The sequence below is a fragment of the Lysobacter koreensis genome (genome assembly GCF_042677045.1).
GTDB classification, from domain to species: Bacteria; Pseudomonadota; Gammaproteobacteria; order Xanthomonadales; family Xanthomonadaceae; genus Lysobacter_K; species Lysobacter_K koreensis.
This window is the reverse complement of sequence record NZ_JBHTIH010000002.1, coordinates 543,445-570,277: the sequence shown is the minus strand read 5'-3', so window position 1 is coordinate 570,277 and position 26,833 is coordinate 543,445. Positions and strand designations below refer to the sequence as shown.

23 protein-coding genes and 1 pseudogene are annotated in these 26,833 nt (G+C 67.8%); 13 read left to right on the top strand and 11 right to left on the bottom strand.

The window, feature by feature from the left end; genetic code table 11:
* Window positions 1–25 precede the first annotated feature (25 nt).
* Window positions 26–454: an energy transducer TonB gene (locus ACFQZQ_RS02770; protein WP_386811147.1), complete on the bottom strand. Its 429-nt coding sequence runs from the start codon at window positions 452–454 to the stop codon at window positions 26–28.
* A 10-nt stretch (window positions 455–464) separates the two neighbouring features.
* The gene (locus tag ACFQZQ_RS02765; protein ID WP_386811146.1) at window positions 465–839 is read right to left on the bottom strand and encodes a 4a-hydroxytetrahydrobiopterin dehydratase; all 375 of its coding nucleotides are present in this window, start codon (window positions 837–839) and stop codon (window positions 465–467) included.
* A gap of 99 nt (window positions 840–938) precedes the next feature.
* Between ACFQZQ_RS02765 and ACFQZQ_RS02760 the strand changes: the two genes are divergently transcribed.
* Both ACFQZQ_RS02760 and ACFQZQ_RS02755 read left to right on the top strand, forming a co-directional pair.
* A complete protein-coding gene (locus ACFQZQ_RS02760) occupies window positions 939–1,535 on the top strand; it encodes an NfuA family Fe-S biogenesis protein (protein ID WP_386811145.1) in 597 nt (198 codons plus the stop codon).
* A gap of 19 nt (window positions 1,536–1,554) precedes the next feature.
* Complete coding sequence (locus ACFQZQ_RS02755; RefSeq protein WP_386811144.1) at window positions 1,555–3,255, top strand: transmembrane repetitive protein; 1,701 nt, start codon at window positions 1,555–1,557, stop codon at window positions 3,253–3,255.
* A gap of 99 nt (window positions 3,256–3,354) precedes the next feature.
* Here the strand turns inward: ACFQZQ_RS02755 and ACFQZQ_RS02750 are convergent, their stop codons facing one another.
* Together ACFQZQ_RS02750 and ACFQZQ_RS02745 are read right to left on the bottom strand one after the other, a co-directional pair.
* Complete coding sequence (locus ACFQZQ_RS02750; protein ID WP_386811143.1) at window positions 3,355–3,804, bottom strand: c-type cytochrome; 450 nt, start codon at window positions 3,802–3,804, stop codon at window positions 3,355–3,357.
* A gap of 14 nt (window positions 3,805–3,818) precedes the next feature.
* Entirely contained in the window at window positions 3,819–4,211 is a 393-nt protein-coding gene (locus ACFQZQ_RS02745; protein WP_386811644.1) for a c-type cytochrome, read from the bottom strand.
* Between the two features lie 308 nt (window positions 4,212–4,519).
* On the opposite strand from ACFQZQ_RS02745, the gene ACFQZQ_RS02740 reads away from it, so the two are divergent.
* The 3 genes and pseudogenes from ACFQZQ_RS02740 (at window position 4,520) to ACFQZQ_RS02730 (ending at window position 12,336) form a co-directional block, all read left to right on the top strand.
* A complete protein-coding gene (locus ACFQZQ_RS02740) occupies window positions 4,520–5,656 on the top strand; it encodes an efflux RND transporter periplasmic adaptor subunit (protein ID WP_386811142.1) in 1,137 nt (378 codons plus the stop codon).
* 49 nt (window positions 5,657–5,705) lie between these two features.
* Window positions 5,706–9,152: pseudogene (locus ACFQZQ_RS02735) on the top strand (efflux RND transporter permease subunit); the annotation flags it as partial.
* 73 nt (window positions 9,153–9,225) lie between these two features.
* Complete coding sequence (locus tag ACFQZQ_RS02730; RefSeq protein ID WP_386811141.1) at window positions 9,226–12,336, top strand: efflux RND transporter permease subunit; 3,111 nt, start codon at window positions 9,226–9,228, stop codon at window positions 12,334–12,336.
* Between the two features lie 81 nt (window positions 12,337–12,417).
* On the opposite strand, the gene ACFQZQ_RS02725 is transcribed toward ACFQZQ_RS02730, so the two are convergent.
* From ACFQZQ_RS02725 to ykgO, 7 genes are all read right to left on the bottom strand, one after another.
* The gene (locus ACFQZQ_RS02725; RefSeq protein ID WP_386811140.1) at window positions 12,418–13,650 is read right to left on the bottom strand and encodes a TraB/GumN family protein; all 1,233 of its coding nucleotides are present in this window, start codon (window positions 13,648–13,650) and stop codon (window positions 12,418–12,420) included.
* 143 nt (window positions 13,651–13,793) lie between these two features.
* Window positions 13,794–14,720 (bottom strand): alpha/beta hydrolase, encoded by a 927-nt coding sequence (locus tag ACFQZQ_RS02720; protein ID WP_386811139.1) that lies wholly within the window; start codon window positions 14,718–14,720, stop codon window positions 13,794–13,796.
* A 28-nt stretch (window positions 14,721–14,748) separates the two neighbouring features.
* On the bottom strand, window positions 14,749–15,363 hold the full coding sequence (locus tag ACFQZQ_RS02715; protein ID WP_386811138.1) for a TetR/AcrR family transcriptional regulator: 615 nt from the start codon (window positions 15,361–15,363) through the stop codon (window positions 14,749–14,751).
* A 69-nt stretch (window positions 15,364–15,432) separates the two neighbouring features.
* Window positions 15,433–16,332, bottom strand: coding sequence for a carbon-nitrogen hydrolase (locus ACFQZQ_RS02710; RefSeq protein ID WP_386811137.1), 900 nt, complete (start codon window positions 16,330–16,332; stop codon window positions 15,433–15,435).
* A gap of 129 nt (window positions 16,333–16,461) precedes the next feature.
* Entirely contained in the window at window positions 16,462–17,508 is a 1,047-nt protein-coding gene (locus ACFQZQ_RS02705) for an agmatine deiminase family protein (protein WP_386811136.1), read from the bottom strand.
* A 12-nt stretch (window positions 17,509–17,520) separates the two neighbouring features.
* The gene (locus ACFQZQ_RS02700; protein ID WP_386811135.1) at window positions 17,521–17,847 is read right to left on the bottom strand and encodes a hypothetical protein; all 327 of its coding nucleotides are present in this window, start codon (window positions 17,845–17,847) and stop codon (window positions 17,521–17,523) included.
* Window positions 17,848–18,089: 242 nt separating this feature from the next.
* On the bottom strand, window positions 18,090–18,215 hold the full coding sequence (ykgO, locus tag ACFQZQ_RS02695) for a type B 50S ribosomal protein L36 (RefSeq protein WP_036206164.1): 126 nt from the start codon (window positions 18,213–18,215) through the stop codon (window positions 18,090–18,092).
* Window positions 18,216–18,381: 166 nt separating this feature from the next.
* On the opposite strand from ykgO, the gene cmk reads away from it, so the two are divergent.
* The 8 genes from cmk to galU all read left to right on the top strand — a co-directional run bounded on the left by cmk (window position 18,382) and on the right by galU (window position 26,814).
* Window positions 18,382–19,053 (top strand): (d)CMP kinase, encoded by a 672-nt coding sequence (cmk, locus tag ACFQZQ_RS02690; RefSeq protein ID WP_386811134.1) that lies wholly within the window; start codon window positions 18,382–18,384, stop codon window positions 19,051–19,053.
* A gap of 279 nt (window positions 19,054–19,332) precedes the next feature.
* Window positions 19,333–21,021, top strand: a complete 1,689-nt coding sequence (gene rpsA, locus ACFQZQ_RS02685; protein ID WP_386811133.1) for a 30S ribosomal protein S1 — start codon at window positions 19,333–19,335, stop codon at window positions 21,019–21,021.
* A gap of 133 nt (window positions 21,022–21,154) precedes the next feature.
* Entirely contained in the window at window positions 21,155–21,457 is a 303-nt protein-coding gene (locus tag ACFQZQ_RS02680) for an integration host factor subunit beta (RefSeq protein WP_386811132.1), read from the top strand.
* 96 nt (window positions 21,458–21,553) lie between these two features.
* Window positions 21,554–21,820, top strand: a complete 267-nt coding sequence (locus tag ACFQZQ_RS02675) for a lipopolysaccharide assembly protein LapA domain-containing protein (RefSeq protein WP_386811131.1) — start codon at window positions 21,554–21,556, stop codon at window positions 21,818–21,820.
* 3 nt (window positions 21,821–21,823) lie between these two features.
* A complete protein-coding gene (gene lapB / locus ACFQZQ_RS02670) occupies window positions 21,824–23,002 on the top strand; it encodes a lipopolysaccharide assembly protein LapB (protein ID WP_386811130.1) in 1,179 nt (392 codons plus the stop codon).
* A 5-nt stretch (window positions 23,003–23,007) separates the two neighbouring features.
* The gene (locus ACFQZQ_RS02665; protein ID WP_386811129.1) at window positions 23,008–23,979 is read left to right on the top strand and encodes a lipopolysaccharide biosynthesis protein; all 972 of its coding nucleotides are present in this window, start codon (window positions 23,008–23,010) and stop codon (window positions 23,977–23,979) included.
* Between the two features lie 25 nt (window positions 23,980–24,004).
* Entirely contained in the window at window positions 24,005–25,915 is a 1,911-nt protein-coding gene (locus tag ACFQZQ_RS02660; protein WP_386811128.1) for a polysaccharide biosynthesis protein, read from the top strand.
* Complete coding sequence (galU, locus tag ACFQZQ_RS02655; protein WP_386811127.1) at window positions 25,915–26,814, top strand: UTP--glucose-1-phosphate uridylyltransferase GalU; 900 nt, start codon at window positions 25,915–25,917, stop codon at window positions 26,812–26,814. The genes ACFQZQ_RS02660 and galU overlap by 1 nt, the downstream gene beginning before the upstream one ends.
* The last annotated feature ends 19 nt before the right edge of the window (window positions 26,815–26,833 follow it).

The following is a 26,833-nucleotide window of genomic DNA, read 5'->3' as shown; positions in this document are numbered from 1 at the left end:
GTGCGCAGCCCCGAAAAATCGGAAGTCAGCGCGCGCGCTTGAGTTGCTCGTCGAGCACGAAGCAGCGCTCCGGCCGCATCGTCGGTGGAGTGAACGTCACCGGGATCTTCATCCGCGTCGCCACCGGCTGGCCGCCGCGGGTCGCGGCTCGGAAACGCCAGCTACGCACGCCTTCGCGCGCTGCAGCGTCCAGCAAGGGCTGGCCACTGCTGCGGCCAATGCGGATGTCGCCGGGGGTGCCATTCGCCCCGAGCAGGATGTGCAACTCCACCACGCCACCGACGCCGGCGCAGGCAACTTCCAGCGGGTAGTCCGGCGGCGGTGTGTCCTGCGCCACCGGATCGGTGGCGGGGATCGGCGAGGGGCCGGGGGCTGGCTGTGGACCACTGCAGGCGACCAGCATCGCCAGCGCCGCCGCAGCCCACCCCGAGCGGTGCCAGCCAGCCCCTCGCACGGCAGCGAGTTCAGCGCGCATCGTCGGCGTCGCCGATCAGCGCCTCGGCCTTGGCCGCGCAGATGAAATCGTTCTCGCTCAGGCCGCCGACATCGTGGGTCGAGTAATGCACCACGCAACGGTTGTAGTGCACGCCCAGGTCCGGGTGGTGGTCCTCGCGATGGGCGATGAAGGCCAGCGCGTTCACGAACGCCATCGTGCGGTAGTAATTCTTGAAGGTGAAGGCCTTGGTTAGGGCGTGTCCCTGCTTGGACACCGGATCGATCACCAGCTCCCAGCCCGGTACTTCCGGCAGCAGTTCCCGCACGCGCGCCTCGGTCAGGCGATGCTCGCTGCCGCGGCGCGGGATGCAGTGGGCCTGGGCGAGGGGAACGAGGTCGTTCATGGCGGTTCCTTGCGGCGTCGACTGAACCAAATCACATCGACGGGGGTCGTAGGGGGCAGGCGCATCATCGCCCTGCACGGACGCCGTTAGAATAGCCCCATGATCAATATTTCCGAATCCGCGCAGGCCTACTTCCTCAAGCTGATCGAGCGCGAGGCGCTGCCCGGGCTGGGCGTGCGGCTGTCGGCGGTGCATCCGGGCACCGCCAAGGCCGACGTGCGGCTCGAGTTCGCCGAACCCGGCGACCTGGCTGGCGACGAATGGGCGATCGATTGCGAAGGCTTCACGCTGTGGCTCGAAGCAGCCAGCACCGGCTACCTCGACGGCGCCGAGATCGACTACGCCACCCAGGCCACCGGCGGCCAGCTGCAGATCCGCGCACCGAAGATCAAGGGCGAAGTGCCGGCCGATTCGGCCTCATTGGTGGAGCGCGTGCGCTGGCTGGTCGAGCACGAGATCAATCCGCAGCTGGCCCAGCACCGGGGCAACGTGGCGGTCGAGGAGGTCACTGCCGACGGCGTGGTCCTGTTGCGTTTCGGCGGCGGCTGCCACGGTTGCGGCATGGCCGATGTCACGCTCAAGCAGGGCATCGAGAAGACCCTGATGGAAAAGGTGCCCGGCGTGACCGCGGTGCGCGATGCCACCGACCACGCCACCGGCGACGCCCCTTACATCCGCCGCGACACGGCCGCCTGATCCGGCCGCGGCGCGCTAGATGGTTTCCGCCGCCGAACTGATCGAAGCCCTGCAGCGCCGCATGCAGCTGGTCGCCCCGCACCGGCGGAGGCTGCCGGGTGAGTTTCCCCCCGGTTGGCAGGCCTGGCTGGGTGCGATGCACGAACGCGCCGGCGCGGTCACCGGGGCGACGGCGGCAGCGATCACCGACACGTTCCTGCAACGCCCCCTCACATCGCCCCCGCGGCGCGCGCTGTTGCTGACGCGCTGGCAGGCGTTCACCACGCTGTGGCGGCAGGAATGGCACCCGCCGGCGCGCGACGAGCGCAAGCTGCGCTGGTTCGCCGGCAGCGTGTCGGCGCTGTGGCATGTGTTCTTCGGGGTGATGCTGCTGTGGCTGATGTACCTCAAGTACCTCGGCTTCACGCCGGCGCCGGAGGGCGACACGGTGGTGCAGGTCGAGTACATCGGCGTGGGCACGCCGGCGGAAGTCGGCGGTGGTCCCGACGCCGCGCCACCGTCGCCGGCGGAGCAAGCGGAGACTGCCGACGCCAGCAGCGCCACAAGTGAAAGTCCGCCGTCGCCGACCGCGTCGGTCGCGCCGGCCGACATGACGCCGTCGCTGTCGGCGCCGCTGCCCGACGTGGCACAGCGCGATGTGCCCGAGCCGCAGGTGCCGGCGCCGAGCGTCGAGCAGCCGGTTGCGGTCAGCGAGCCGACCCGCAGCCAGGACCCGGTGGTGTTCGTGCTGCCGCCACCGACGCCGCGCGTGTCCGAGCCGAACCTGGCGACCCGCGACCTGAGCGCACCGACGCGCGAGGTCCGCGCGATCGACGTGCCCGAGCCGGTGCAACCGCTGCAGCGCGAGCTGCCGCAACCGGAGGTCACCCCGCGGCCGATCCAGGCGCGGATACCGCAGGTGACTACCCGCGAGGTGCCGGCACCGCTCCAGCGCGCACCGGTGCGGGAACTTCCGCAGCGGCCGCTCGCGCCGCCGGAGTTGCGATCGACGACACCGCCGGTGCAGGCGCGGCAGGTGCCGACGCCGGCTGCGCGCGCGCCTGTCGCCTCGGCGTCCGTCTCGCAGCCCGCGCCCAGCTCCAGCAGCACGCCTTCCCGCGCGGCGACGGCACCGTCGAGCATTGCGAACTCAGCCAGGTCTGCCTCGGCAGCGAGCCGAGCCGCGGCGGCAGCGCCGCCGACCGCCAGCAGCGCCGGTGCCGGGCCGAAGCCCACCGCCACCCCCGGCAGTTGGCCGACGCCGACGCGCGCCGACGATTGGGGCGACTCGGCCCGCAACCGCCCCGGCGCGCAGCGAGGCGTGCGCCCGGGTGTGTTCAATGCCGACGGCAGCGTGAAGCTGGCCGAGACGCCGGGTTCGGCATCGCCGGGCCTGCCTCCGGGCACGATCGAGGCACGCATCACCGACCTGGATCGCGCCGGCACCTGGCTCAAGCGCAAGCCCAACGACTACGAACCCACGACGCTCGACAAGTACTGGCGCCCCAACGAAACCTTGCTGGCCGAGTGGGTGCGCAAGAGCGTCACCACCGTCCGCATCCCGATCCCCGGCACCAGCAAGACCATCGTCTGCCAGACGGTGATGCTGGCGCTGGGCGGCGGCTGCGGGATCAGCGATCCCAACCTCAACGAGCAACCCGCGACGGCGCGCCCGCCGCCGGACATCCCGTTCAAGCCGGAACTGCAGGAAGACAACGGCAGCGTCAAACCTGCCGGCTGAAACGGGCGCGGCCGCCGTGCGATTCGACTCGCGGCAGTGCGTTCCGCCCACAAAAAAGCCCGCATCGCTGCGGGCTTTCCTGATCCTGACCGATGGCGGTCAGTTGGTGCTGTGCACGCCTTGCAGGTCGCGCAGGCTGCTCTCGCGCGAACCGAAGTACACCGACAGGTCGGCGATCTGCTGGTCGCTCAGGGTCTTGGCCTGGCTCGACATCAGCGCGTGCTCGCGCGTGCCGTCGCGGTAGTTCTGCAGCGCGTGGGCGAGGTAGTCGTGGTACTGGCCGCCCAGCTTCGGGTAGCTCGGGTCGATCGGCGCATTGCCGTTCGCGCCGTGGCAGTCGATGCAGGACTGGCCGGTGGCCGCGCCCTTGGTGCTGGCCAGCTTCTCGCCGGCGGCAAGGTTGCCCGCGGGCAGGCCAGCGGAAGACGAGGTGGCGGCTTCGGCGTGTTCGGCACTGGCGTGCTCGCCCGCGGTTTCCGGGGCCTTTTCGGCGCAGCCGACGGCCAGCAGGGTGAGCAGGGCGATGGCGAGGACATTGCGGTTCGTCATGGTCGTGCGCTCACTCACTTCAGGTTCGACAGGAAGGCGGCGATGTCGGCGATGTCCTGGTCCGAGAAGCTCTGCGCCTGGGCCTGCATCGTCGGGTGCTTGCGCGTGCCCTTCTTGTATTCGGTCAACGCGTTGACCAGGTACTCCGGCGACTGGCCGCCGATCTTCGGCACGTGGTAGTTCGGGTAGGCGTTCTTGTAGCCGCCGATGCCGTGGCAACCCTGGCAGGTGTAGGTCAGTTGGCGGCCGACGTCGGCCTTGCCCGCGGCGGTGGCCGGCGTGGCGATGGCAGCCGGGGCGGCGGTCGTGGCCGGGGCCTTGGCGGCGTCCTGCGCGTCAGCGGCGGCACTGGTCAGTGCGGCAACCGTGGTCAGGGCGAAGCAGGCGGCGATCGTCAGCGGTCGCATCATGGTGTTGTCCGCAATCTCGAAGGGCTAGCGTAGGAAGGTGACTGGTAGTGCGGACACCGGGGCGGCGCACAAGCGCGTGAGTATAGCGGGCGAGCCGCGTGCAACGAAGCCGTGGCGATCTGCGTCGACGGTGCATCGGTGTTCGGTCGCGGTGGCGCACTCGCACCGGCGTCGACCCCCACTACGCGACGGACATGCCTGCAGTCACCATGACCTTCGGGAGATGGCCATGTTTCGGGCGGGTGATATACCTATGTACAACACCGGCATACAGCCATAACAACAGCCACATCGGGGTCTTCTCAATGCGTCCACTCACCATTTCCCGGGGTCGCGGTACCGTCCGCGCCGCCGCCGTCCTGCTGCCTTGCCTGCTCGCGCTGGGCGCGTGCAAGGGCGGTAACGGCGAGGCCGAGGCCAAGGCCAAGGCCGACGAAAAGAAGGGCCCCGAAGCCGTCCCGGTCGAGGTCGCCCAGGCCAGCCGCCGCGCGATCGCGGCCAGCTACACCGGCACCGCGCCGCTGGAGGCGCGCGCCGAGTCGCAGGTCATCGCCAAGACGTCCGGGGTGGCGTTGAGCGTGCTGGCCGAGGAAGGCCAGCAGGTCCGCGCCGGCCAGACCCTGGTGCGCCTGGACGCCGCGCGCTCGGCGCTGCAGGCGGCGCAGACCGCCGCGCAGATGCGCAAGCTGGAGAGCAACTTCGCGCGCTCGCGCCAGCTGGCCGAGCAGAAGCTGGTCAGCGCCAACGACAACGACCAGATCCGTTACGACCTCGAGAATGCCCGCGCCGCCAACCGGCTCGCCAACCTCGAACTGTCGTACGCGAACGTCACCGCGCCGATCTCCGGCGTGATCGCCCAGCGCATGATCAAGCCGGGCAACTTCGTGCAGATCAACACGCCGATCTTCCGGATCGTCGACACCTCGCGCCTGGAGGCCGTGCTCAACGTGCCCGAGCGCGAACTGGCGACCTTGAAGCCGGGCCTGCCGGTGCAGCTCCATGTCGATGCGATGCCGGGCAAGACCTTCACCGGCACCGTCGACCGCATCGCGCCGGTGGTGGATTCGGGCAGCGGCACGTTCCGCGTCATCAGCACCTTCGAAGGCGGCGGCGTGCTGCAGCCGGGCATGTTCGGTCGCCTGCAGATCGACTACGACAACCGTGCCGATGCGCTGGTGGTGCCGCGCGTGGCCCTGCTCGAGGACGAGGGCGACCCGGCGGTGTTCGTGGTGCGCGCCAACAAGGTCGCGCGCGTCCCGGTCAAGCTGGGCTACATGGATGGCGGCTGGGCCGAGATCCGCAGCGGCGTCAAGCTCGGCGAGCAGGTCGTGATCGCGGGCAAGACCGCGTTGCGCGACGGCAGCGCCGTGCAGGTGCTGGGCCAGCCGGAGGTGAAGAAACCAGTCGCCACTGCGGCGAAATCCACGCCGAACAAGCAGTAAGACCGGAGCCCGGCACGTGACCCAGTCCGCCCACGAACCGTCCTTCAACCTGGTCGAATTCGCCACCCGCCGCCGCGTCACGGTGGCGATGGTGACGATCACCTTCGTGCTGTTCGGCCTCATCGCGCTGAGCAACCTCAAGGTCAACCTGCTGCCCGACCTCAGCTATCCCACGCTGACGGTGCGCACCGAATACACCGGCGCCGCGCCGGCCGAGATCGAGACACTGATCAGCGAACCGATCGAGGAAGCGGTGGGTGTGGTCAAGGGGTTGCGCAAGCTCAAGTCGGTGTCGCGCACCGGGCAGAGCGACGTGGTGCTGGCGTTCGCCTGGGGCACCGACATGGACCAGGCCAGCCTGGAGGTGCGCGACAAGATGGAAGTCGTGCAGCTGCCGCAGGAAGCCAAGGCGCCGGTGCTGCTGCGCTTCAATCCGTCGACCCAGCCGATCCTGCGCCTCGCCCTGTCGGCGAAGGAAGGCGGCGATTCGACGCGCGCGTTGACGGCATTGCGCCGCTATGCCGACGACGACCTCAAGAAGAAGCTCGAGCCGGTCGAGGGCGTGGCCGCGGTCAAGGTCGGTGGCGGCCTCGAGGACGAGATCCAGGTCGACATCGACCAGCAGAAACTCGCCCAGCTCAACCTGCCGATCGACACGGTGATCTCGCGGCTCAAGCAGGAAAACATCAACATTTCCGGCGGCCGGCTCGAGGAAGGCTCGCAGCGTTACCTGGTGCGCACGGTGAACCAGTTCGCCAGCGTGCCCGAGATCCGCGAGATGCTGGTCACCACGCAGAGCGCCGGTGGCGGCGCGGCAGCCAGTGCGGCCGAGCAGATGGCGCGCGTGGCGGCAGCCAGCGGCGACGCCAGTTCGATGGCGGCCGCGGCCTCGGTGCAGAGCGCGTCGTCCTCGCAGGGCAGCGCGGCCGGCGGCATGCCGGTGCGGTTGAAGGACATCGCCGACGTGCGCCAGGGCCACAAGGAGCGCGAGGCGATCATCCGCCTGGCCGGCAAGGAGGCCGTCGAGCTGGCGGTCTACAAGGAAGGCGATGCCAACACGGTCGCCACCGCCGACGCGATCGAAGCCAAGCTCAAGGAAATCCGCGAGCAGATTCCGCCGGACATCGAGCTGACCACGATCGACGACCAGTCGCTCTTCATCCGCCATGCGATCGCCGACGTGAAGATGGATGCGGTGATCGGCGGCGCGCTCGCGATCCTGATCATCTTCCTGTTCCTGCGCGATGGCTGGAGCACGTTCGTGGTCGGCCTGTCGCTGCCGGTGTCGATCATCGCGACGTTCTTCTTCATGGACCAGCTCGGCCTGAGCCTCAACGTGATGTCGCTGGGCGGCCTGGCGCTGGCCACCGGCCTGGTCGTGGACGACTCGATCGTGGTGCTGGAATCGATCGCCAAGGCGCGCGACCGCGGGTTGGGCATCCTCGAGGCGGCGATCACCGGCACCCGCGAAGTCAGCATGGCGGTGGTCGCTTCGACGCTGACTACGATCGCGGTGTTCCTGCCGCTGGTGTTCGTGCAGGGCATCGCCGGCCAGCTGTTCCGCGACCAGGCGTTGACCGTGGCACTGGCGATTGGGATCTCGCTGGTCGTGTCGATGACCCTGATCCCGATGCTGAGCGCGCTCAAGGGCCGGCCGCCGATGGCGTTCCCGGAAGAAGCCCCGCATCCGAAGTGGCAGCCGAGCTCGAAGTTGCAGAAGCCGCTGGCCGCCATGGAGCGCGGCATCGGCGCGGGCACGCGCGGTGGCGTGTTCGGATTGAGCTGGGTCATCGTGCGCGTGTGGCGCGGCATCGTGGCAGTGGTCGGGCCGGTGATGCGCAAGGCCAGCGACATCGCGATGGCGCCGTACGGGCGCGCTGAACGTGGCTATCTGAAACTGCTGCCGGCGGCGCTGGGCCGGCCGTTCCTGGTGCTGGGCAGTGCCGCGGTGGCGTTCGTGCTGACCTTGCTGGTGGTGCCGCTGCTGGGCGCCGACCTGATCCCGCAACTCGCGCAAGACCGGTTTGAGATGACGGTCAAGCTGCCGCCGGGCACGCCGCTGCGCGACACCGATGCGCTGGTGCGCGAACTGCAGAAAACCCACGCCAAGGACGACGGCATCCGCGCCATGTTCGGCGTCAGCGGTACCGGCACCCGGCTGGACGCCAATCCGACCGAGAGTGGCGAGAACATCGGCAAGCTCAGCATCGTCATGGCCGACGGCGGCAGCAAGCAGATCGAGGCGACCGAAACCGAGCGCCTGCGCGAAACGATGAAGGCGCACCCGTCGGCGCAGGTCGATTTCAGCCGCCCGGAACTCTTCAGCTTCTCCACGCCGCTGGAAATCGAGTTGCGCGGCCAGGACCTGGAGACGATCGAACGCGCGGGCCGGCAGATGGCGGCGATGCTGCGCAAGAACGCGCACTACGCCGACGTGAAGTCGACCGTGGAGCAGGGCTTCCCGGAGATCCAGATCCGCTTCGACCAGGAACGCGCCGGTGCGCTCGGCCTGACCACGCGCCAGATCGCCGACGTGGTGGTCAAGAAGGTGCGCGGCGACGTGGCCACGCGCTACAGCTTCCGCGACCGCAAGATCGACGTGCTGGTGCGCGCACAGGAGTCCGACCGGGCTTCGGTCGAAAGCATCCGCCGCCTGATCGTCAACCCGGGTAGCAACCGCCCGGTGACACTGGATTCGGTCGCCGACGTGGTGTCCACCACCGGCCCGAGCGAGATCCACCGCGCCGACCAGGTGCGCGTGGCGATCGTGTCGGCCAACCTGCGCGACATCGACCTGGGCGGCGCCGTGCAGGAAGTACGCGACATGGTCGCCGCGCAGCCGCTGGGCGCCGAGATCGGCATGCACATCGGCGGCCAGGGCGAGGAACTGGCCGAGTCGGTGCAGTCGTTGCTGTTCGCGTTCGGGCTGGCGATCTTCCTGGTGTACCTGGTGATGGCGTCGCAGTTCGAATCGCTGCTGCACCCGTTCGTGATCCTGTTCACCATCCCGCTGGCGCTGGTCGGCGCGGTGCTGGCGCTGCTGATCACCAACTCGACGGTATCGGTGGTGGTGTTCATCGGCCTGATCCTGCTGGTCGGCCTGGTGGTCAAGAACGCGATCATCCTGATCGACAAGGTCAACCAGCTGCGCGAGCAGGGCGTGGCCAAGCACGAGGCGCTGATCGAAGGCGCGCGCTCGCGTCTGCGGCCGATCATCATGACCACGCTGTGCACGCTGTTCGGCTTCCTGCCGCTGGCGATCGCGATGGGCGAGGGCGCGGAAGTGCGCTCGCCGATGGCGATCACGGTGATCGGCGGCCTGCTGGTGTCGACCCTGCTGACGCTGGTGGTGATCCCGGTGGTGTACGACCTGCTCGACCGCCGCGCGGACGAGTACTACCGCGAACGCGGGCGTCGCGCACGCCGCGAGCACGAAGAGGTCGTCCACGGCATCGAGGGCGAGCAGGCCCCGCTGACCGACGCAGGCCAGGCATGAGCAGGGCATCCATGATCGAGATCAACCCGGTCGAAATCGACCGGATCGAACCAGGCTTCGGGAACGCGCACGCATGACCATCGCCGAACTCAGCATCAAGCGGCCGGTGACAGCAGTGATGCTGTTCGTGTCGTTGTTCGTGATCGGACTGATCGCGGCGGTGCGCCTGCCATTGGAGGCATTTCCGTCGGTGACGCCGCCACTGATCTTCGTGCAGCTGCCGTATGCGGGGTCGACGCCGGAGGAGGTCGAGCGCACCGTGCTGCGCCCGGTCGAAGAGGCGATGTCGACCATGTCCGGCATCAAGCGCACCGAGGGCACCGCGCGTGCCAACGGCGCCGACCTGCTGGTGGTGTTCACCGACTGGGAACGCAACGTCGCCATCGCCGCGTCGGAAGCGCGCGAGCGCATCGACGCGATCCGCGACGAGCTGCCCGAGGAGCTGCAGCGCTACTTCGTGTTCAAGATCGACACCGGCGACCAGCCGGTGCTGCGCGTGCGCCTGGCCAGTGAAACCCAGAACCTGACCGGGGCGTACGACCTGATCGAGCGCGAGTTCAAGCGCCGGATCGAGCGCATCCCCGGCGTGGCCCGGGTCGAGGTATCCGGTGCGCCCCCGAACGAGGTCGAGATCGCGATCGCGCCGGACCGGCTGACCGCGCACAACATCAGCCTCAATGACCTCACCAAGACCCTGCAGGCGACCAATTTCTCGGTCTCCGCCGGCGTGGTCGACGACGGCGGCCGGCGCCTGCGCGTGCAGCCGGTGGGCGAGATCACCGACCTGCAGCAGCTCAGCGACCTGGTGATCGGCACCACCGGCGTGCGCCTGGGCGATATCGCCGAAGTGCGCCTGAAGCCGGCACGCATGGAGTACGGGCGTCGCCTCGATGGCCGCCCGGCGGTCGGCCTGGACATCTTCAAGGAGCGCGACGCGAACCTGGTCGAGGTCTCGAGCAATGCGCTCAAGGAGGTCGACAAGATCCGCGCCGAGCCCGCGCTCAGCGGCATCCAGGTCAAGATCATCGACAACCAGGGCGACAACGTCACCAGCTCGCTGTTGAGCCTGGCCGAGGCTGGCGGCATCGGCTTGGTGCTGTCGATCGCCGTGCTGTTCTTCTTCCTGCGCCACTGGCCGTCGACGCTGATGGTGACGCTGGCGATCCCAATCTGCTTCGTGATGACGCTGGGCTTCATGTACTTCGCCGGCGTGTCGCTCAACATCCTGTCGATGATGGGCCTGCTGCTGGCGGTTGGCATGCTGGTCGACAACGCGGTGGTGGTGGTCGAAAGCATCTACCAGGAACGCGAGAAGAACCCGGGCAACCCGCGGCTGGCGTCGATCATGGGCACGCGCCACGTCGCGATCGCCCTGTCGGCCGGCACGCTGTGCCACTGCATCGTGTTCGTGCCGAACCTGTTCGGCGAGCGCAACTTCCTGGCGATCTACCTGTCGCAGATCGCAATCACGATTTCGGTGTCGCTGCTTGCCTCGTGGCTGGTCGCGGTCAGCCTGATCCCGATGATCTCGGCGCGCCTGAAGACGCCGCCGACCGTGACCAGCGGAACCGCCTCCCAGGGCGTGATCCACCGCCTGCAGCATCGCTACGCGCACCTGCTGCGCTGGACGCTGGACCACCGCGGCTGGTCGGTGCTCGGGATCCTCCTGATCATCGCCGTGAGCATCGCGCCGATGATGCTGACCAAGAAGAACATGTTCGGCGGCGACGGCGGCGACCAGGTCGGCATCGACTACCAGTGGAAGGGCAGTTACACCAAGGAGCAGATGTCCGAGGAACTGCTGCGGGTCGAGAATTTCCTTGACGCCAACCGCAAGCGTTTCCGCATCGTGCAGCTGTACTCCTACTACAGCGAGCAGGGCGACGCGTCCACGCTGGTCACCTTCGACAGCAAGGACCCCGAGGTCACCAAGCCACTGAGCGATGCGATCAGCAAGGCCCTGCCGAAGTCCGCCCGCGCGACGCTGTCGCTCGGCGACGACGGCGACAACGGCGGCCCGGGACAGAAGGTGCAGGTGCAACTGGTGGGCGACTCGACCCAGACGTTGAGCGACCTGGCCAACGACATCGTCCCGATCCTGGCCCGCCGCAAGGAACTGCGCGATGTCAGCATCGATGCCGGCGACCAGAACAGCGAGCTCACCGTGCGCGTCGACCGCGAGCGGGCGGCGGCATTCGGGTTCAGCGCCGAGGACGTCTCGCGATTCGTCGGGCTGGCCCTCCGTGGTGCGCCGCTGCGCGACTTCCGCCGTGGCGAGACCGAGGTGCCGGTTTGGGTCCGGTTCGCCGGCGCGGAAAAGTACGGCGTCGAGGACATCGCGGCTTTCACCGTGCGCGCCCCCGACGGCCGCACCGTGCCGTTGCTGAGCATGGTCGACGTCAACGTGCTGCCGGCTGCCACCGCGATCAAGCGCGTCAATCGCCAGACCGCGCTCACCATCGAGGCCAAGCTGCCCGACAAGATGACCATGCCCGATGCCCGCAAGGCAATGGAGGAGACGCTCAAGGGCATCGCGTTCCCGGCCGGCTACAGCTACACCTTCGAGGGCAGCGCGTTCGGTGACGACGACGAGGCGATGGGGCAGATGATGTTCAATCTCGTGATCGCGTTGATCATGATCTACATCGTCATGGCGGCGGTGTTCGAGTCGCTGCTGTTCCCGCTGGCGATCATGAGCGGCGTGCTGTTCTCGATCTTCGGCGTGTTCTGGCTGTTCTGGCTGACCGGTACCGAGTTCAACATCATGGCCTTCATCGGCATCCTGGTGCTGATGGGCGTGGTGGTGAACAACGGCATCGTGATGATCGAGCACATCAACAACCTGCGCCGGCGCGGCATGACGCGCACCGACGCGCTGGTCGATGGCAGCCGCGAGCGCTTGCGGCCGATCCTGATGACGATGGGCACGGCGATCCTGGCGATGGTGCCGATTGCGCTGTCGACCAGCGACGGCAGCAACAACATGCCGTCGTACTACCCGATGGCGCGCGCGATCGCCGGCGGCCTGGCGTTCTCGACGATCGTCAGCCTGCTGTTCCTGCCGACGATCTACGCGATCCTGGACGACATGCGCAACAACACCGCGCGGGTGGTCCAGCGGGCGCGGCAGCGGCGTCAGCGCGGTGCGCCCGGTGCCGCCGTGGCAGCGCTCACGCCGGAGTAAAGGGTGCAGGCGATTGGAAGAAAGCAAAACGGGAAGGCTATTGCCTTCCCGTTTTGTTTGCGCGACGGGTTCGGGGACGGCTCAGCCGACGAGCTTGCCCAGCATCCGCAATCCGCCAGTCCAGACGCCAATCGCCGTGCCCAGGCTGGTCAGGAAGAAGTTCAGCAGCACCCGCGCGACGCGGTTGCGCCACCAGCCACGCAGCGTCTGCACGTCGTCGCGCAGCGCCATGAAGTCGGCGTAGGTCGGCTTGCGCAGCCACGCTTCGGTCAACGCGCTCAACGTGCCCGAGGCCAGCGCCGGGTGCAGCGGCGTGATCGGCGAGGCTAGGAACGCCACCAGGATGCTGAGCGGATGGCCGCCGGCAATCGCGCAGCCGATCGCGCCGAGCACGCCGGTCGCCAGCACCCACTGCAGCAGCAGGTCCGAGCCGACGTCGATCCCGCCGCGCCAGAAGCCCCAGGCGAAGCCGCCGAGCACGAACGTCGCCAGCACGATCGTGAACCACGGCACGTCGCTCTTCTTGGGCAGGGATTCGAGTTCCTCGCGGATCGCTTCGGGTGCGCGCTGCTCGTCGCGCAGGTGCCGCGCCAACCCCTGTAGATGGCCGGCGCCGACCACCGCCAGCACCTCGCGCGCGTCACCGTTGCCCGCGTCCGCGCGCAGCCGTGCCGCCATGTAGCGATCGCGCTCGGCGATCACGCTTTCGTACAGCGCCGGGCTGTTGCTGGCAAATTCCCCAAAGCTCGACTCGAGCATGTCGCCCTGCTTGAGCTTCTCGATCTCCTCGGCGCCGACTTCCTCGTCGGCGAACAGCGCCGCCATCAGCCCGGCACCGAGCTTGGCGCGGCCCCACCAGCCCAGCTTCAAGGACGCGCGCTTGAACGTCAGGCCGACCTCGCGATCGATCAGGTGCACCGGCAGGTCGCGCTGGCGCGCTTCCAGTACCGCGCGCTTGAGTTCGGCGCCCGGTTCGATGCCCAGTTGTTCGGCCAGCCGGCGCTGGTACGCGGCCAGCGCCAGGTTCGCGGCGAACAACGCCGTCTTGCCGGTGCGGATCACATGGATCAGGTCGAGCTTGGCCAACGCGTCGGGATCGGTGAGCGCCTGCAAACGCTGCGGGTCGAGTTCGACCGCCACCGCGTCATAGGCGCCGCTGCCGATCGCATCGCGCACCGCATCGACGCTGGCTTGGGAAACGTGCGCGGTGCCGAGCAGGGTGTAGCGCACGCCGTCGCGTTCGACGATCTGATGCGGTTGGCCGGCCAGCGGACCGGGGGTGGGGAGTGCAGGACTTGCGGGTTCAAGGGTCATCAAGGCGATCTTGGGCTGCGGGTCGCCTGCGGCCATGCCGCGACGGCCGTGCAGGATAGTCGCTCCCTCGGTGCCGGCAAAACCTCGCCGTTCAGCCGCGCAGCCGCCTCGCGTGGAATCCGGTCGCGGCCCGGGCCTCGCCGTCAGGCCAACCCGAACGGCAGGTTCGGCGAGGACACGACGCGTTCGCCGACGGGTTCGCCGTGCAGGAAGCGCAGCGCCGCGGCAATCACCTGCTGGTCGTCGGCAATGCGGTTGTGACCCAGGCCCCGCGTGCTGAGCAGGCGCGAGTCGTGCCAGTAGCGCGCGTAACGCTCGCCTTCCGACCACGGCACCTCACGGTCCTCGACGTCGTGCACGATCAGCGCGGGGCGGCCGATCAGCGGCGCATTGTGGTGCGCCTGCAGTTCGTCGGCGTCGACGCGCAGTGCGCGTTCGAAGCGCGCGAACATGCGCCGCCCCATGTAGCCTGCCAGCCAGACGAAGCGCGAGAAACGTTCGACCGCCGCCAGCGGATCCGCGGCGGGGGCGATCAGCACCGCGCGCTGCGCCACCAGCCCGCGCGCCAGCGCCAGCGCGGCGGCCGCGCCGCCGAGCGAGTGCCCGATCACCGCCGCCGCCGGGCCGAAATGACGCGCCACGGCCATCAGGTGGCAGGTGAAGTCGGGCAGGGTGGTGTGGGTACCGCCGCTGCGCCCGTGCGCGGCCTGGTCGAACGCGACAACTGCGTAACCGGCGTTCCGTAGCGGGGTCAGCCACGAGGCCACCCGCGTGCCGTGGCTGGACCAGCCGTGCGCGAACAGCACGTAGGGCTGGGTCGCCGGATCACCCCACACGTAGACGTGGATGTTCGCGCCGTCGATATCGAGCTCGGTTTCCGTCGCGCCAAGCGTGGGCGCCGCGAGCGCCCGCGCGCGCGACGAGTCGAACGGCGTGCTGAACAACCGCGCCGCCTTGCGGGCGATGGTGCGCGGCGCGATCCGCCCCCCCAGCAGGAACTCCAGTCGCAGCAGGTACAGGGGAATCAGGTTTCGAACGATCGTGCTAATTGAGGATGCGGTTGTGTTCATGGCGACACCTCGTGGGAAGGATGGGGGGCTAGTGCGCGCCGACGTCGGGCGAGTGCGCGATCAACCAGCGCTCAACCGCCGCCTCGCCGCGGCGGCGCGCGGATTCGTAGCCGAACAGGCCCGACTCGTGGTGGACGGTGAGGGGGAAGGCATAGAGCTCGAAGGTGTACTGCTCGGCGTCGCCGTCGCGCAGGTGGCCGGCCTCGATCGCCTGCTGGATCGACCGGCCCAGCGCTTCGCGCCAGCGCTGCTCGTTGCGCACGACCTGGTCGCGCAAGGGTCCGGGGCGGTCGTCGTACTCGGTGACCGAGCCCATCAGCACGCAGCCGCCGGCATTACCGCGGATCCACTCGAACCAGTTGTCCATGATCGCGCGCAGGCGCGGCAGACCGCGCGGCTGCGACAACGCAGGAATCAGCACGGCATTTCCGAAACGGGTGGCAGCCGACTCGATCACCGCCAGCTGCAGTTCCTCGCGGGACCCGAAGTGGGCGAAGACGCCGCTCTTGGACATGCCGACGGCCTGCGCCAGCGGCCCGATCGACAAGCCCTCGACGCCGCAGAAGCGCGCGATCTCGTGGGCCCGGTCGATGATCGCCTCGCGGGTGGCGGCGCCTTTGGCGGTGGCGGTCAATGCGTTCATGGCGCGCAAGTTAGCACGATCGTTCGTTTTATTGTGGCCGCTCGTCGGTTGGACCTAGAAACGCCCCAATCAGTCGCGGTAGCGCTTGAGCAGGTCGCCGTAGGCGTCGATGCGGCGGTCGCGCAGGAAGGGCCAGATTCGGCGCACGTGCTCGCTGCGGCCGAGGTCGACCTCGGCCATCAGCAGTTCCGGTTGGCGCCCGGCTTCGGCGAGAAACTCGCCCTGCGGGCCGAGCACGTGGCTGTTGCCCCAGAAGTCGATGCCCGACGCATTCAACGGCGACTGCTCGTGGCCAACCCGGTTGCAGCTCAGCACCGGCAGGCCATTGGCCACGGCATGGCCGCGGTGGCTGAGAACCCACGCGTCACGCTGGCGGGTCTTCTCGGCCTGGTCGTCGTCCGGGTCCCAGCCGATCGCGGTCGGGTACAGCAGGATCTCGGCGCCGGCCAGCGCCATCATCCGCGCGCCTTCCGGATACCACTGGTCCCAGCACACCAGCACGCCGAGGCGGCCGACCGAGGTGTCGATCGGCTCAAAGCCCAGGTCGCCGGGAGTGAAATAGAACTTTTCGTAGAAGCCCGGGTCGTCGGGGATGTGCATCTTGCGGTACTTGCCGGCGGTGCTGCCGTCGGCGTCGAAGACCACCGCGGTGTTGTGGTACAGGCCGGGGGCGCGGCGCTCGAACAGCGAGCTGACCAGCACCACGCCGTGCTGCTTGGCCAGCGTTGCCAAGCGTTGCGTGCTGGGGCCGGGGATCGGCTCGGCGAGGTCGAACTCGTCGACCGACTCGTGCTGGCAGAAGTACGCGCCGTTGTGCAGTTCCTGCAGCAGCACCAGTTTGGCGCCCTGCTTCGCGGCTTCGGCGACGCGCTGCTCGATCACCGTCAGGTTGGCGTCGGCGTTGCCGGCGCCCTGGTCGACGATGGCGCGCTCCTGGACCAGCGCGACGGGGAGGGTGTTCTTCTTCATGGGCGTGTCCGTGGCTACGTCCGGGGTAGGGCGGGCTTCGACCCGCCGCTCAGCGCAGAGGATGCAACTGGAGCGTGTGAGGGCGGGTCAAGGCCCGCCGGGATACCGCTTGTCGGTGAGCTCCGGCGGCTACGCAGCAACGCCTGCGGGAAGCTGCATCGTGATGCAGTGCAGGCTGCCGTTCTGCCAGATCAGCGGGCGGCACGGTACCGGCACGATCTCGTGCTGCGGGAACGCCTGCGCCATCACCGCCTGCGCGCGCGCATCGGCGGGATCGCCGTACACCGGCATCAACACCGCGCCGTTGACGATCAGGAAGTTCGCGTAACTGGCAGCCAGTCGCCGGCCGTCACTGGCTCCGCCATCGATGATCGGCTCGGCCCAGGGCAGCGGGAACAACCGGTACGGCTGGCCGTCGCGGGTGCGCAGCGCGGCCAGTTCGGCCGCCATCGCCTGCAATTCGGCGTAGTGGGAGTCCGTCGGGTCATCGCAGCCCTGGAACACGATCGCGTCGGGCGCGGCGAAGCGCGCGAGCGTGTCGATGTGCGCGTCGGTGTCGTCGCCCTCGAGATAGCCGTGGTCGAGCCACAGCACCCGGTCCTGGTGCAGCCACTGCGCGAGCTTCGCGCTGAGCTCCTCGCGTGACGCCTGCGGGTGGCGCTCGTGCAGGCATTGCCAGGTACTGAGCAGAGTGCCGGCGCCGTCGGTGTCGATCGCGCCGCCTTCAAGAGCGAGATCAATGGCTTGGCGCGTACTGTTGAAAAAGATTCCGGCCTGGTGCAGGCCCTCGACCAGCAGGTCGTCGCGGCTCGCATCGAACTTTCCGCCCCAGCCGGTGAAGCGAAAATCCAGCAGCGTGAAACCGTCGCGGCCGCGCAGGGTGATCGGGCCGGAATCGCGCAGCCAGGTGTCGTCGTAGGCGATCTCGACGAAGCGCACGCGCTCCATGTCGACCCGCGCCGACGACAGCCGCGCGCGCGCATAGGCCTGCACGTCGTCGTCGGCCACGCACACGATCAACGGCTGGAAGCGCGTGATCGCGGCGGCCAGGGCGATGTAAGTTTCCTCGACTTCGCCCAGGCGGTCGGCCCAATCGGTGTCGGCGTGCGGCCACGCGATCAGGACCGCGGACTGGGGTTCCCACTCCGCGGGGAGGCGCAATGCGGTTTCGGTCATCGTCTGGCGAACTTAGCGGATGGGCGGCTTCGGCCCGATCTCTTCGGCGCTGGCCTTGTTGGCCACCACGTCGATCACCTTGTTCTTCTCGAAGTACACGGTGAAGTCGGGATAGGACCAGCGGTTGATGGTGGGCCACTGGCGCTTCTGGCCGCCGCGCGGATCCAGGCGCTGGGTCGGGGCGCCGTACCTGGCTTCGACCTGCGCCATGCTGAGGCCGCGGGTCGGCAAGGACGCCTTGTTTTCTTCCTGGACGCGTTCGATTAGCAGCGTTTCGGCCGACGCGGCGGCGGAGACCGCCAGCAGGGCAGACAGCAAAACGGCGGTGCGGAATTTCATGGCAAAACCCCCTCCCTTGGTGATGGCCGATTGTACGCACAACGCCTGTTGCAACGGCACGCGCCTGGCGGCGCACAGCGTGATGCAGAGCGCACTGCGGAGGCCCGGCGGTGGCTGGCCGGCAACGCAGAAAGCCGCCTTGCGGCGGCTTTCGGGTCGTGCTGCGGGTTCCTGTCCGATTGGATCGGTCGCGGAACCAGCCCCGTTCTTAGCGCTGACGCGCCTTGAACATGCTCAATTCTTCAGCGCTGACGCGCCTTGAAACGCGGGTTCGACTTGCAAATCACGAAGACCTTGCCACGACGGCGGACGACTTTGCAGTCGCGGTGACGGTTCTTCGCCGACTTCAGGGAGGACAGGACCTTCATGACAGACCTCGGCAACAGGGAATTGAAATCAAGCCAGCGATTCTAGCCGTTCTTTCCCCGTTGGATCAAGTGCTTGCACGATCGAAGTCGCTTCCGGGGCTCCGGGCCGGATCCGGCCCGCCACGGCCCGCGTCGACAATCCCGGTCGGCAAGCAATAATGGCCTGATGAATACGACGATTCCGGTTTTGACGATCGACGGGCCCTCCGGGTCCGGCAAGGGCACCATCAGCCGCCACGTCGCCCAACGGCTGGGTTGGCATTACCTGGATTCAGGCGCGCTGTACCGCGCCGTCGGGGTCGCGGCCGGTTGGGCCGACATTGACCTGGACGACCACGGCGCCCTGGTTCGCTGCGCGTTCGATACCCAGGTCGGCTTCCGCGCCGACCCCGGTGGGGAGCTGCGGGTGGTCGTGAACGGGGTTGACGCCACCGATGAGCTGCGCACCGAGACCGCCGGCGCGGCCGCCTCGGCCATTGCCGCGATTCCCGAGGTGCGGGCCGCCTTGAAGGACCGCCAGCGCGACTTCCGCCAGCTGCCCGGCCTGGTCGCCGACGGCCGCGACATGGGCACCGTGATCTTCCCCGACGCGGCGATCAAGGTCTTCCTCACCGCCAGCGCCGAGGAAAGGGCCGAAAGACGCTATAAGCAGTTGAATGACAAAGGGGTTTCCGTTACATTAGGTGGTCTGCTGCGGGAGATTCTTGCCCGTGACGCCCGCGACGCCCAGCGCGCGGTGGCACCGCTCCGGCCGGCCGAAGACGCCGTCCGCATCGACACCACCGGCCAGGGGATCGAAACGGTCGTCGAACGCGTGTTGGCCCTCGTGAAACCGTAGTCGCGTTTTTTTTGCGACTACACCCGGCTTCTTCTCCTTCAAGGGGAAGGCAAGGATGGGGATGGTTTTCACGCCGGGACAAACACAGATCTTTCGCAGCAGACAGGCGCCGTCCCGCAATCCCGCGGGCGGTATCAACCAACGACACATGGCGTGGCTTCATCGCGCCACATAACGGGTGGGTCGACCACGTGCTGTTTGAAGTCCTCCGCGGAAAAATCCGCGGGGCTCGCGACAAACAGCCGGTGCGGCCCGTGTGTTCATCAGAGTAATTTCCCAATGACCGAATCATTTGCAGAGCTGTTCGAACAAAGCCAGACCAACCTGACGAAGCTCAAGCCGGGCTCCATCGTCATCGGTACCGTGGTCGAGGTCCGTAGCGACGTGGTGGTGATCAACGCCGGCCTGAAGTCCGAAGGCATCGTGCCGATCGAACAGTTCCGTAACGACGATGGCACGCTGACCGTGGCCGTCGGCGACGAAGTGAAAGTCGCGCTCGACTCGCTCGAGAACGGCTTCGGCGAAACCGTGTTGTCGCGCGAGAAGGCCAAGCGCTCGATGGTGTGGGACGAGCTGGAAGAGGCCCTGGAGGCCAACGCCACCATCACCGGCCGCATCAGCGGCAAGGTCAAGGGCGGCTTCACCGTTGACATCAAGGATGTCCGCGGCTTCCTGCCCGGTTCGCTGGTCGATGTGCGCCCGGTGCGCGACTCGACCTATCTGGAAGGCAAGGAACTCGAGTTCAAGCTGATCAAGCTGGACCGCAAGCGCAACAACATCGTCGTCTCCCGCCGTGCGGTGGTCGAGAGCGAGCACTCGGAAGAGCGCGAGCAGCTGATGGAGAAGTTGGTCGAGGGCGCGATCCTCAAGGGCGTCGTCAAGAACCTCACCGACTACGGCGCGTTCGTGGACCTGGGCGGCATCGACGGCCTGCTGCACATCACCGACATGGCCTGGAAGCGCGTGCGCCATCCGTCCGAAGTGGTGGAAGTGGGCGCGGAGCTCGACGTGCGCGTGCTCAAGTACGACAAAGAGCGCAACCGCGTCAGCCTCGGCCTCAAGCAGCTGGGCGAGGATCCGTGGGACAACATCGCGCGCCGCTACCCGGCCGACACCCGCGTGTTCGGCAAGGTCTCCAACGTCACCGATTACGGCGCGTTCGTCGAGATCGAGCCGGGCGTCGAAGGCCTGGTGCACGTGTCCGAGATGGATTGGACCAACAAGAACGTCAACCCGGGCAAGATCGTGCAGGTCGGTGACGACGTGCAGGTCATGGTCCTGGACGTCGACGAGGAGCGTCGCCGCATCTCGCTGGGCATGAAGCAGGTCACCTCGAACCCGTGGGAGACCTTCGCGGTCATCCACAAGAAGGGCGACAAGGTCGAAGGCCAGATCAAGTCGATCACCGACTTTGGCATCTTCATCGGCCTGGACGGCGGTATCGACGGCCTGGTGCACCTGTCCGACATCAGCTGGAACACCACCGGCGAAGACGTGGTCCGCAACTACAAGAAGGGCGACACGCTGGAAGCCGTCGTGCTTGCCGTGGACCCGGAGCGCGAGCGCATCAGCCTGGGCGTCAAGCAGATGGAACAGGATCCGCTTGGCCAGTACGTGGCGTCCAACACCAAGGGTTCGATCGTCAAGGGCATCGTCAAGGAAGTCGACGCCAAGGGCGCCACGGTCGAGCTGGACGGTGGCATCGAGGGCTATGTCGCCGCGCGCGATATCGCCAAGGAGCGCGTCGACGACGCGACCCAGCACCTGAAGGTCGGCGACGAAGTCGAAGCCAAGTTCATCGGCATGGATCGCAAGGGCCGCGTCATGCAGCTCTCGATCAAGGCCAAGGACGAGGCCGAGGTCCAGGAGACCCTGTCGGACTACAACCGCGCGGCTTCGGAAGCCTCCAGCGGCACCACCAAGCTGGGCGCGCTGCTGCGCGAGCAGCTGGGCAACAAGTCCGAGTAAGCGTCCACGCAACATGCAGTACCGCGGGGACGGCCCGGCTTCGGCCGGGTCGTCTTCCGTTTGCAGGGTGTGATTCTGTAGCTGGTGGTTTTGTAGCCGGCAAATTTCTATCGATGAGATGCCGCGTTCGCCCATGACCAAGTCCGAGCTGATCGAGATCCTTTCGCAACGTCAGGCGCACCTGAAGGGCGACGACGTGGATCTGGCGGTGAAGGCCCTGCTCGAGATGATGGGTGGCGCGCTGTCGGCCGGCGAGCGGATCGAGATCCGCGGCTTCGGCAGTTTTTCCCTGCACTACCGGCCACCTCGCCTGGGACGCAATCCCAAGACCGGTGAGTCCGTGGCCTTGCCCGGCAAGCACGTGCCGCATTTCAAGCCCGGAAAGGAACTGCGCGAACGCGTCAGCTCCGTGGTGCCGCTTGAAGAAGCCGACTGAGCTTCGCACTCGTTACACCCCAACTTTGCACCTGAACCGGCACACCGGGTCGGCTAAGCTAGCGGCCGACAACGGAAGGTCGTCCCGGAGGCCGCCATGCGTTTGATCCGCTTCCTCATCGCGTTCGCCTGCCTCGTGGTCGGCGCCGTCGTCGGCGCGCTCAACGTGCAGCCGGCGCTGGTGGATTTCGGCATCGGTGCCGTCCCCACCACGCTCGGCGTGGCCTTGATCGTGGCCTTGCTGCTCGGCGTCATGGTCGGTGGCCTGGCGGTCACCGCCAGCCTGGTGCTGCCGCTGCGCCGGCGCCTGGCTCGCGTGGAGCGCCAGTCGCGTTTGCCTTCGGCATCGAATCCCGGGAACTGATGCATGGCGTTCATCAGCGAGTGGTTCTGGTTCTTCCTGCTGTTGCCGATTGCCGCCGTGAGCGGCTGGGTGATTGGGCGCCGCGGTGGTGAGCGCCACAGCGACACCCAGGTCAGCCGGTTGTCGACCACGTACTTCCGCGGCCTCAACTACCTGCTGAACGAACAGCCCGACAAGGCGATCGAACTGTTCCTGCATATCGCCGAGCTCGACAAGGACACGTTCGAGACCCAGGTCGCTTTGGGCCATCTGTTCCGCCGCCGCGGCGAAGTCGACCGCGCGATCCGGCTGCATCAGGCGCTGGTGCAGCGGACCGGGCTGAGCGACCAGCAGAAGGTGCAGGCGCTGCTTGCGCTGGGCGAGGACTACATGCGTTCGGGCCTGCTCGACCGCGCGGAAACGGTGTTCAGCGACCTGGTGGCGTTGGATATGCGCGCGCCGCTCGCGCTGCGCCACCTGATCCACATCTACCAGTCCGAGCGCGACTGGGACAAGGCGATCGAAAACGCACGCCGTTACGAAGCCGCCACGACCGAGCCGATGGGCAAGCTGATCGCGCAGTTCGAATGCGAGCTGGCGGACCGGCATCGCGCGGCGGGCGAGGTAGAAGCCGCGCGCGCGGCGGTCGCACGGGCCTACGAGGCCGATGCGAACTCGGTGCGCGCGGGCATGCTCGAGGGCCGGATCGAGGTGGAGGCGGGTAACGACGCTGGTGCGATTCGCGCGTTTGAGCGCGTCGCGCGCAGCGATCCGGACTACCTCCCGGAAGTACTGCCGCTGCTGTTGTCCAGCTACGACGGCGTCGACGACGCGCCCGGTGCGCGCGCGTTCCTGGCCGAGATGTGCGAACACTACCGCGGCATCGCGCCAGTGCTGGCGCTCACGCGCATGGTCGAGGCCGAGGATGGCGTGCCGGCGGCTCGGGCCTACCTCGCGCAGGAACTCAAGGATCGGCCGTCGGTGCGCGGCGAGGCCGCGCTGATCGACCTGACGCTGGCCGAGGGCGCCGACCCGCTGGCCACCCTGCACGACCTCAAACACATCACCGACCAGCTGCTGGTGCGCAATCCGAGCTACCGGTGTACGCGTTGCGGCTTTGGCGCACGTAGCCACCATTGGCAATGCCCGAGCTGCAAGGAGTGGGGCACGGTCAAGCCACTGCTGAACTACGCGGTGGTCTGACGCGCATGCTGTTGTGGTTGGCCTTGTTCTTCGTGATTGGCGCGGCCGGTACCTGGCTGGCGCGTGGCTATGCCGTGCGTCGCGAGCTGCTCGACCACCCCGGCGAGCGCCGCAGCCATGCGGTCGCCACCCCGCGCGGGGGTGGCATGGCGATCGTGCTGGCGTTGCTGGTGGCGGCCAGCGCGTTGGCGGCGCGCCATCCACTACAGGTTCCGCTGTTGGTGGCGTTCGTGCTCGGGCTCCTGCTGGTGGCGGGCGTCGGCTTGATCGACGATCACCGGCCCCTGTCGCCGTGGTCGCGGCTGGTCGTGCACGTGCTGGCCGCGGCCGTGCTCGCCATCGGCGTGGCAGCCGCGTTCGGCAGCCTGTGGGTGGCGGCGGTCGCCTTCATCGCGGCGCTGGTGCTGACCAATGTCTGGAACTTCATGGACGGCATCAATGGCCTGGCAGCCAGCCAGGCGGCCATCGTCGCGGCCGGGTTCGCGTGGCTGGCGGGCGGTGTCTGGGGCTGGCTTGCACTGGCTCTCGCGGCCGCCTGTCTGGGCTTCCTGCCATTCAATTTTCCACGGGCCAGAATCTTTCTTGGCGACGTCGGTAGCGGCGCGCTGGGATACTCGCTGGCAGCCTTGCTCGCGGTGGTGCTAGGCAGCCAGCAGCGTTGGTGGCTGCCGATTCTGCTGGTGCCCGTCTCGGCCTTCCTGGTCGACGCCGGCCTGACCCTGCTGCGGCGGTTGTGGCGAGGCGAAAGGTGGTGGACGGCGCATACGCAGCATGCCTACCAGGTGTGGGCACGGCAGGCCGGCAGCCACGCATGGCCGACGGCGGCGTACTCGGCCTGGACGCTGTGCGGGGTGCTGGCCATGGGGTTGCTGCGCTCGGCGCCGGGGTCTTTCATTCTGGCCAGCAGCATCGCGTGGTATACGTCGGGCGCTTTTTTGTGGTGGTGGTTGCAACGCAGGGAGTTGGGCAGGCGATGATGGAATCAGGCGGAGCTGCAGTTCTATGAGTCCTTGGCGCGATCGTTTGCGGACGGCGATGCCGAGACTGGCGGTGATTGCCCACGACCTGGCCATGGTCTGGGTGGTTTGGCAGGGCTTGCATCGCCTGCGTTTCGGCGTGCTTCCGAACCCGCCGCACCTGCCGCTGTGGTCGACCGAAGTCGTGCTCGTACTCGCCGCGCAGGGACTGGTGTTCTGGTGGGTCGGCTTGTACCGCGGCTTGTGGCGCTTCGCGAGCGTCCCGGACCTGTGGAATATCTTCAAGGCCTGCGCGCTCGGGCTGTTCGCGATTGTCCTGGGACTGTTCCTCTACAACCGCCTCGATCTGGTGTCGCGTTCGGTGCTGGTGCTATATCCGCTGGTGCTGATGGGCCTGCTCGGTGCGCCGCGCCTGCTCTACCGCGCCTTTAAGGACAGCCGCATGGAGCGGTCGTCGAAAGCATCGGTGCGCATCCTGATCCTCGGCGCCGGCCACGCCGGCGAGGCGTTGGTCCGCGACCTGCGCCGATTTGGGACTTACCAGCCGGTGGGTTTCCTCGACGACGCCGCCAGGCTGCGTGGCACCAAGCTGCAGGGCGTGCCAGTGCTGGGTCGGGTCCGCGACCTAGCCGAGATTGCGCGCGAGACCGCAGCCAAGTTGCTGGTCATCGCAATGCCCTCCGCAGATGCGAGTGCGCTGCAAACGGTGGTGGCCGCGTGCGAGCGCACCGGGCTGCCGTTCCGGATGGTCCCGCGGCTGCAGGACGTGCTCGAAGGCCGCTCATTGCCCGGCGAACTCAAGGAGGTCGCGATCGAGGACCTGCTGGGTCGCAAGCCGGTGCTTCCCGACTGGAAGGCGATCCGTGGATGGCTGGGCGCGCGTTCGGTCCTGGTCACCGGCGCCGGGGGTTCGATCGGCTCGGAATTGTGTCGGCAATGTGCACGCCACGGCGCGCGCCGTATCGCGCTGGTCGAGATCGACGAACTGGCGCTGACCACGACCGAAGCGGCGTTGCGCCGCGACTTCCCGGACCTCGAGTACATCCCGGTGCTCGGCGACTGCGGCGACCCGGCGGTGATCGCCCACGCCTTGCGCCTGGCCGAGCCGGAGGCAGTGTTCCACGCCGCGGCCTACAAGCAGGTTCCGCTGCTCGAGGCGCAGCTGCGCGAGGCGGTGCGCAACAACGTGCTCTCGACCCACACGGTCGCGACGGCCTGCCGCGATGCGGGGGTCGGTACCTTCGTGCTGATCTCGACCGACAAGGCGGTGGATCCGGTCAACGTGCTGGGCGCCACCAAGCGCTTGGCCGAAATGGCCTGCCAGGCGTTGGCCGACCAGCGCTCCACGCGCTTCGTGACCGTGCGCTTCGGCAACGTGCTCGACTCGGCCGGCAGCGTGGTGCCGCTGTTCCGCGAACAGATCCGCAATGGCGGGCCGGTCACCGTGACCGATCCGGAAGTCACGCGCTTCTTCATGACCATCCCCGAGGCGTGCCAGTTGATCCTGCAGGCGTCGGCGATCGGTACGCACGAAGCGATCTACACCCTCGACATGGGCGAGGCGGTGCCGATTCGCTTGCTCGCCGAGCAGATGATCCGCCTGGCCGGCAAGCAGCCCGGTCGCGACATCGCGGTGGTCTACACCGGCCTGCGCCCGGGCGAGAAGTTGCACGAGACTTTGTTCCACGCCGACGAGCGCTACCGCCCGACCGGGCATCCCAAGATCCTGCAGGCCGAGCCACGCGAAGTCGCTGCTCAGGTGATCGAACACGCGATTGCCCAGCTGCGCGAAGCTTCCGCCCGTTACGACCGAGAGGCGCTGGCCGAGCAGCTACGCGCCGCTGTCCCCGAGTTCCAGCCCGTTGGCCAGCATCCGCCGATGCAGGCATCGGGGACCGTTGTGGCGTTTCCAGCCCGCCATGCCAGGAAGATCTGATGTCCGCTCGCATTCGCAAAGCCGTGTTTCCCGTGGCGGGCCTTGGCACGCGTTTCCTCCCGGCCACCAAGACGGTGCCCAAGGAGATGCTGCCGATCATCGACAAGCCACTGATCCAGTACGCGGTCGACGAGGCGGTGGAAGCAGGCTGTGACACGCTGATCTTCGTCACCAATCGCTACAAGCACGCGGTGGCGGACTACTTCGACAAGGCCTACGAACTGGAACAGAAGCTCGAGCGCGCCGGCAAAACCGAGCAGTTGGAGTTGATCCGCAACGTGCTGCCGCGCAACGTGCGCGCGGTGTTCGTGACCCAGGCCGAGGCATTGGGCCTGGGCCACGCGGTGCTGTGCGCTAAGCCGGTGGTGGGCGACGAACCGTTCGCGGTGCTGCTGCCCGACGACCTGATCTGGAACCGCGGCCCGGGTGCACTGAAGCAGATGGCCGACGCTGCCGAAGCGTCCGGCGCGAGCGTGATCGCGGTGCAGGACGTGCCGCGCGCGCAGACCGGCAGTTACGGCATCGTCGCTACCGACGCGTTTGCCGCCCGCCAGGGCCGCATCACCTCGATGGTCGAGAAGCCCCAGCCCGCGGACGCGCCCAGCACGTTGGCGGTCGTCGGCCGGTACGTGCTCAACCCGCGGATCTTCGCGTTGCTCGAAGCCACCCGACCCGGCGCCGGCGGCGAAATCCAGCTCACCGACGCGATCGCGGCATTGCTGGTGGAGGAGGCGGTCAGTGCCTACCGGTTCCAGGGCACGCGCTTCGATTGCGGTACCCACCTGGGCCTGATCGAAGCCACTATCCGCTACGCGCTGGACCACGAGACGCTGAGCGATGCGGCGCGGCACCTGATGCAGAACGCGCTGGCCGAACTGGGCGTCGAAGAGCTCGGTTGAGCCGGCAGTCGTTCGGGTT

Coding starts and splice junctions, on each gene's coding strand:
- ACFQZQ_RS02765 (WP_386811146.1), bottom strand. CDS start 839: ATGAACGACCTCGTTCCCCTCGCCCAGGCCCACTGCATCCCGCGCCGC.
- ACFQZQ_RS02760 (WP_386811145.1), top strand. CDS start 939: ATGATCAATATTTCCGAATCCGCGCAGGCCTACTTCCTCAAGCTGATC.
- ACFQZQ_RS02755 (WP_386811144.1), top strand. CDS start 1,555: ATGGTTTCCGCCGCCGAACTGATCGAAGCCCTGCAGCGCCGCATGCAG.
- ACFQZQ_RS02750 (WP_386811143.1), bottom strand. CDS start 3,804: ATGACGAACCGCAATGTCCTCGCCATCGCCCTGCTCACCCTGCTGGCC.
- ACFQZQ_RS02745 (WP_386811644.1), bottom strand. CDS start 4,211: ATGCGACCGCTGACGATCGCCGCCTGCTTCGCCCTGACCACGGTTGCC.
- ACFQZQ_RS02740 (WP_386811142.1), top strand. CDS start 4,520: ATGCGTCCACTCACCATTTCCCGGGGTCGCGGTACCGTCCGCGCCGCC.
- ACFQZQ_RS02730 (WP_386811141.1), top strand. CDS start 9,226: ATGACCATCGCCGAACTCAGCATCAAGCGGCCGGTGACAGCAGTGATG.
- ACFQZQ_RS02725 (WP_386811140.1), bottom strand. CDS start 13,650: ATGACCCTTGAACCCGCAAGTCCTGCACTCCCCACCCCCGGTCCGCTG.
- ACFQZQ_RS02720 (WP_386811139.1), bottom strand. CDS start 14,720: ATGAACACAACCGCATCCTCAATTAGCACGATCGTTCGAAACCTGATT.
- ACFQZQ_RS02715 (WP_386811138.1), bottom strand. CDS start 15,363: ATGAACGCATTGACCGCCACCGCCAAAGGCGCCGCCACCCGCGAGGCG.
- ACFQZQ_RS02710 (WP_386811137.1), bottom strand. CDS start 16,332: ATGAAGAAGAACACCCTCCCCGTCGCGCTGGTCCAGGAGCGCGCCATC.
- ACFQZQ_RS02705 (WP_386811136.1), bottom strand. CDS start 17,508: ATGACCGAAACCGCATTGCGCCTCCCCGCGGAGTGGGAACCCCAGTCC.
- ACFQZQ_RS02700 (WP_386811135.1), bottom strand. CDS start 17,847: ATGAAATTCCGCACCGCCGTTTTGCTGTCTGCCCTGCTGGCGGTCTCC.
- ykgO (WP_036206164.1), bottom strand. CDS start 18,215: ATGAAGGTCCTGTCCTCCCTGAAGTCGGCGAAGAACCGTCACCGCGAC.
- cmk (WP_386811134.1), top strand. CDS start 18,382: ATGAATACGACGATTCCGGTTTTGACGATCGACGGGCCCTCCGGGTCC.
- rpsA (WP_386811133.1), top strand. CDS start 19,333: ATGACCGAATCATTTGCAGAGCTGTTCGAACAAAGCCAGACCAACCTG.
- ACFQZQ_RS02680 (WP_386811132.1), top strand. CDS start 21,155: ATGACCAAGTCCGAGCTGATCGAGATCCTTTCGCAACGTCAGGCGCAC.
- ACFQZQ_RS02675 (WP_386811131.1), top strand. CDS start 21,554: ATGCGTTTGATCCGCTTCCTCATCGCGTTCGCCTGCCTCGTGGTCGGC.
- lapB (WP_386811130.1), top strand. CDS start 21,824: ATGGCGTTCATCAGCGAGTGGTTCTGGTTCTTCCTGCTGTTGCCGATT.
- ACFQZQ_RS02665 (WP_386811129.1), top strand. CDS start 23,008: ATGCTGTTGTGGTTGGCCTTGTTCTTCGTGATTGGCGCGGCCGGTACC.
- ACFQZQ_RS02660 (WP_386811128.1), top strand. CDS start 24,005: ATGAGTCCTTGGCGCGATCGTTTGCGGACGGCGATGCCGAGACTGGCG.
- galU (WP_386811127.1), top strand. CDS start 25,915: ATGTCCGCTCGCATTCGCAAAGCCGTGTTTCCCGTGGCGGGCCTTGGC.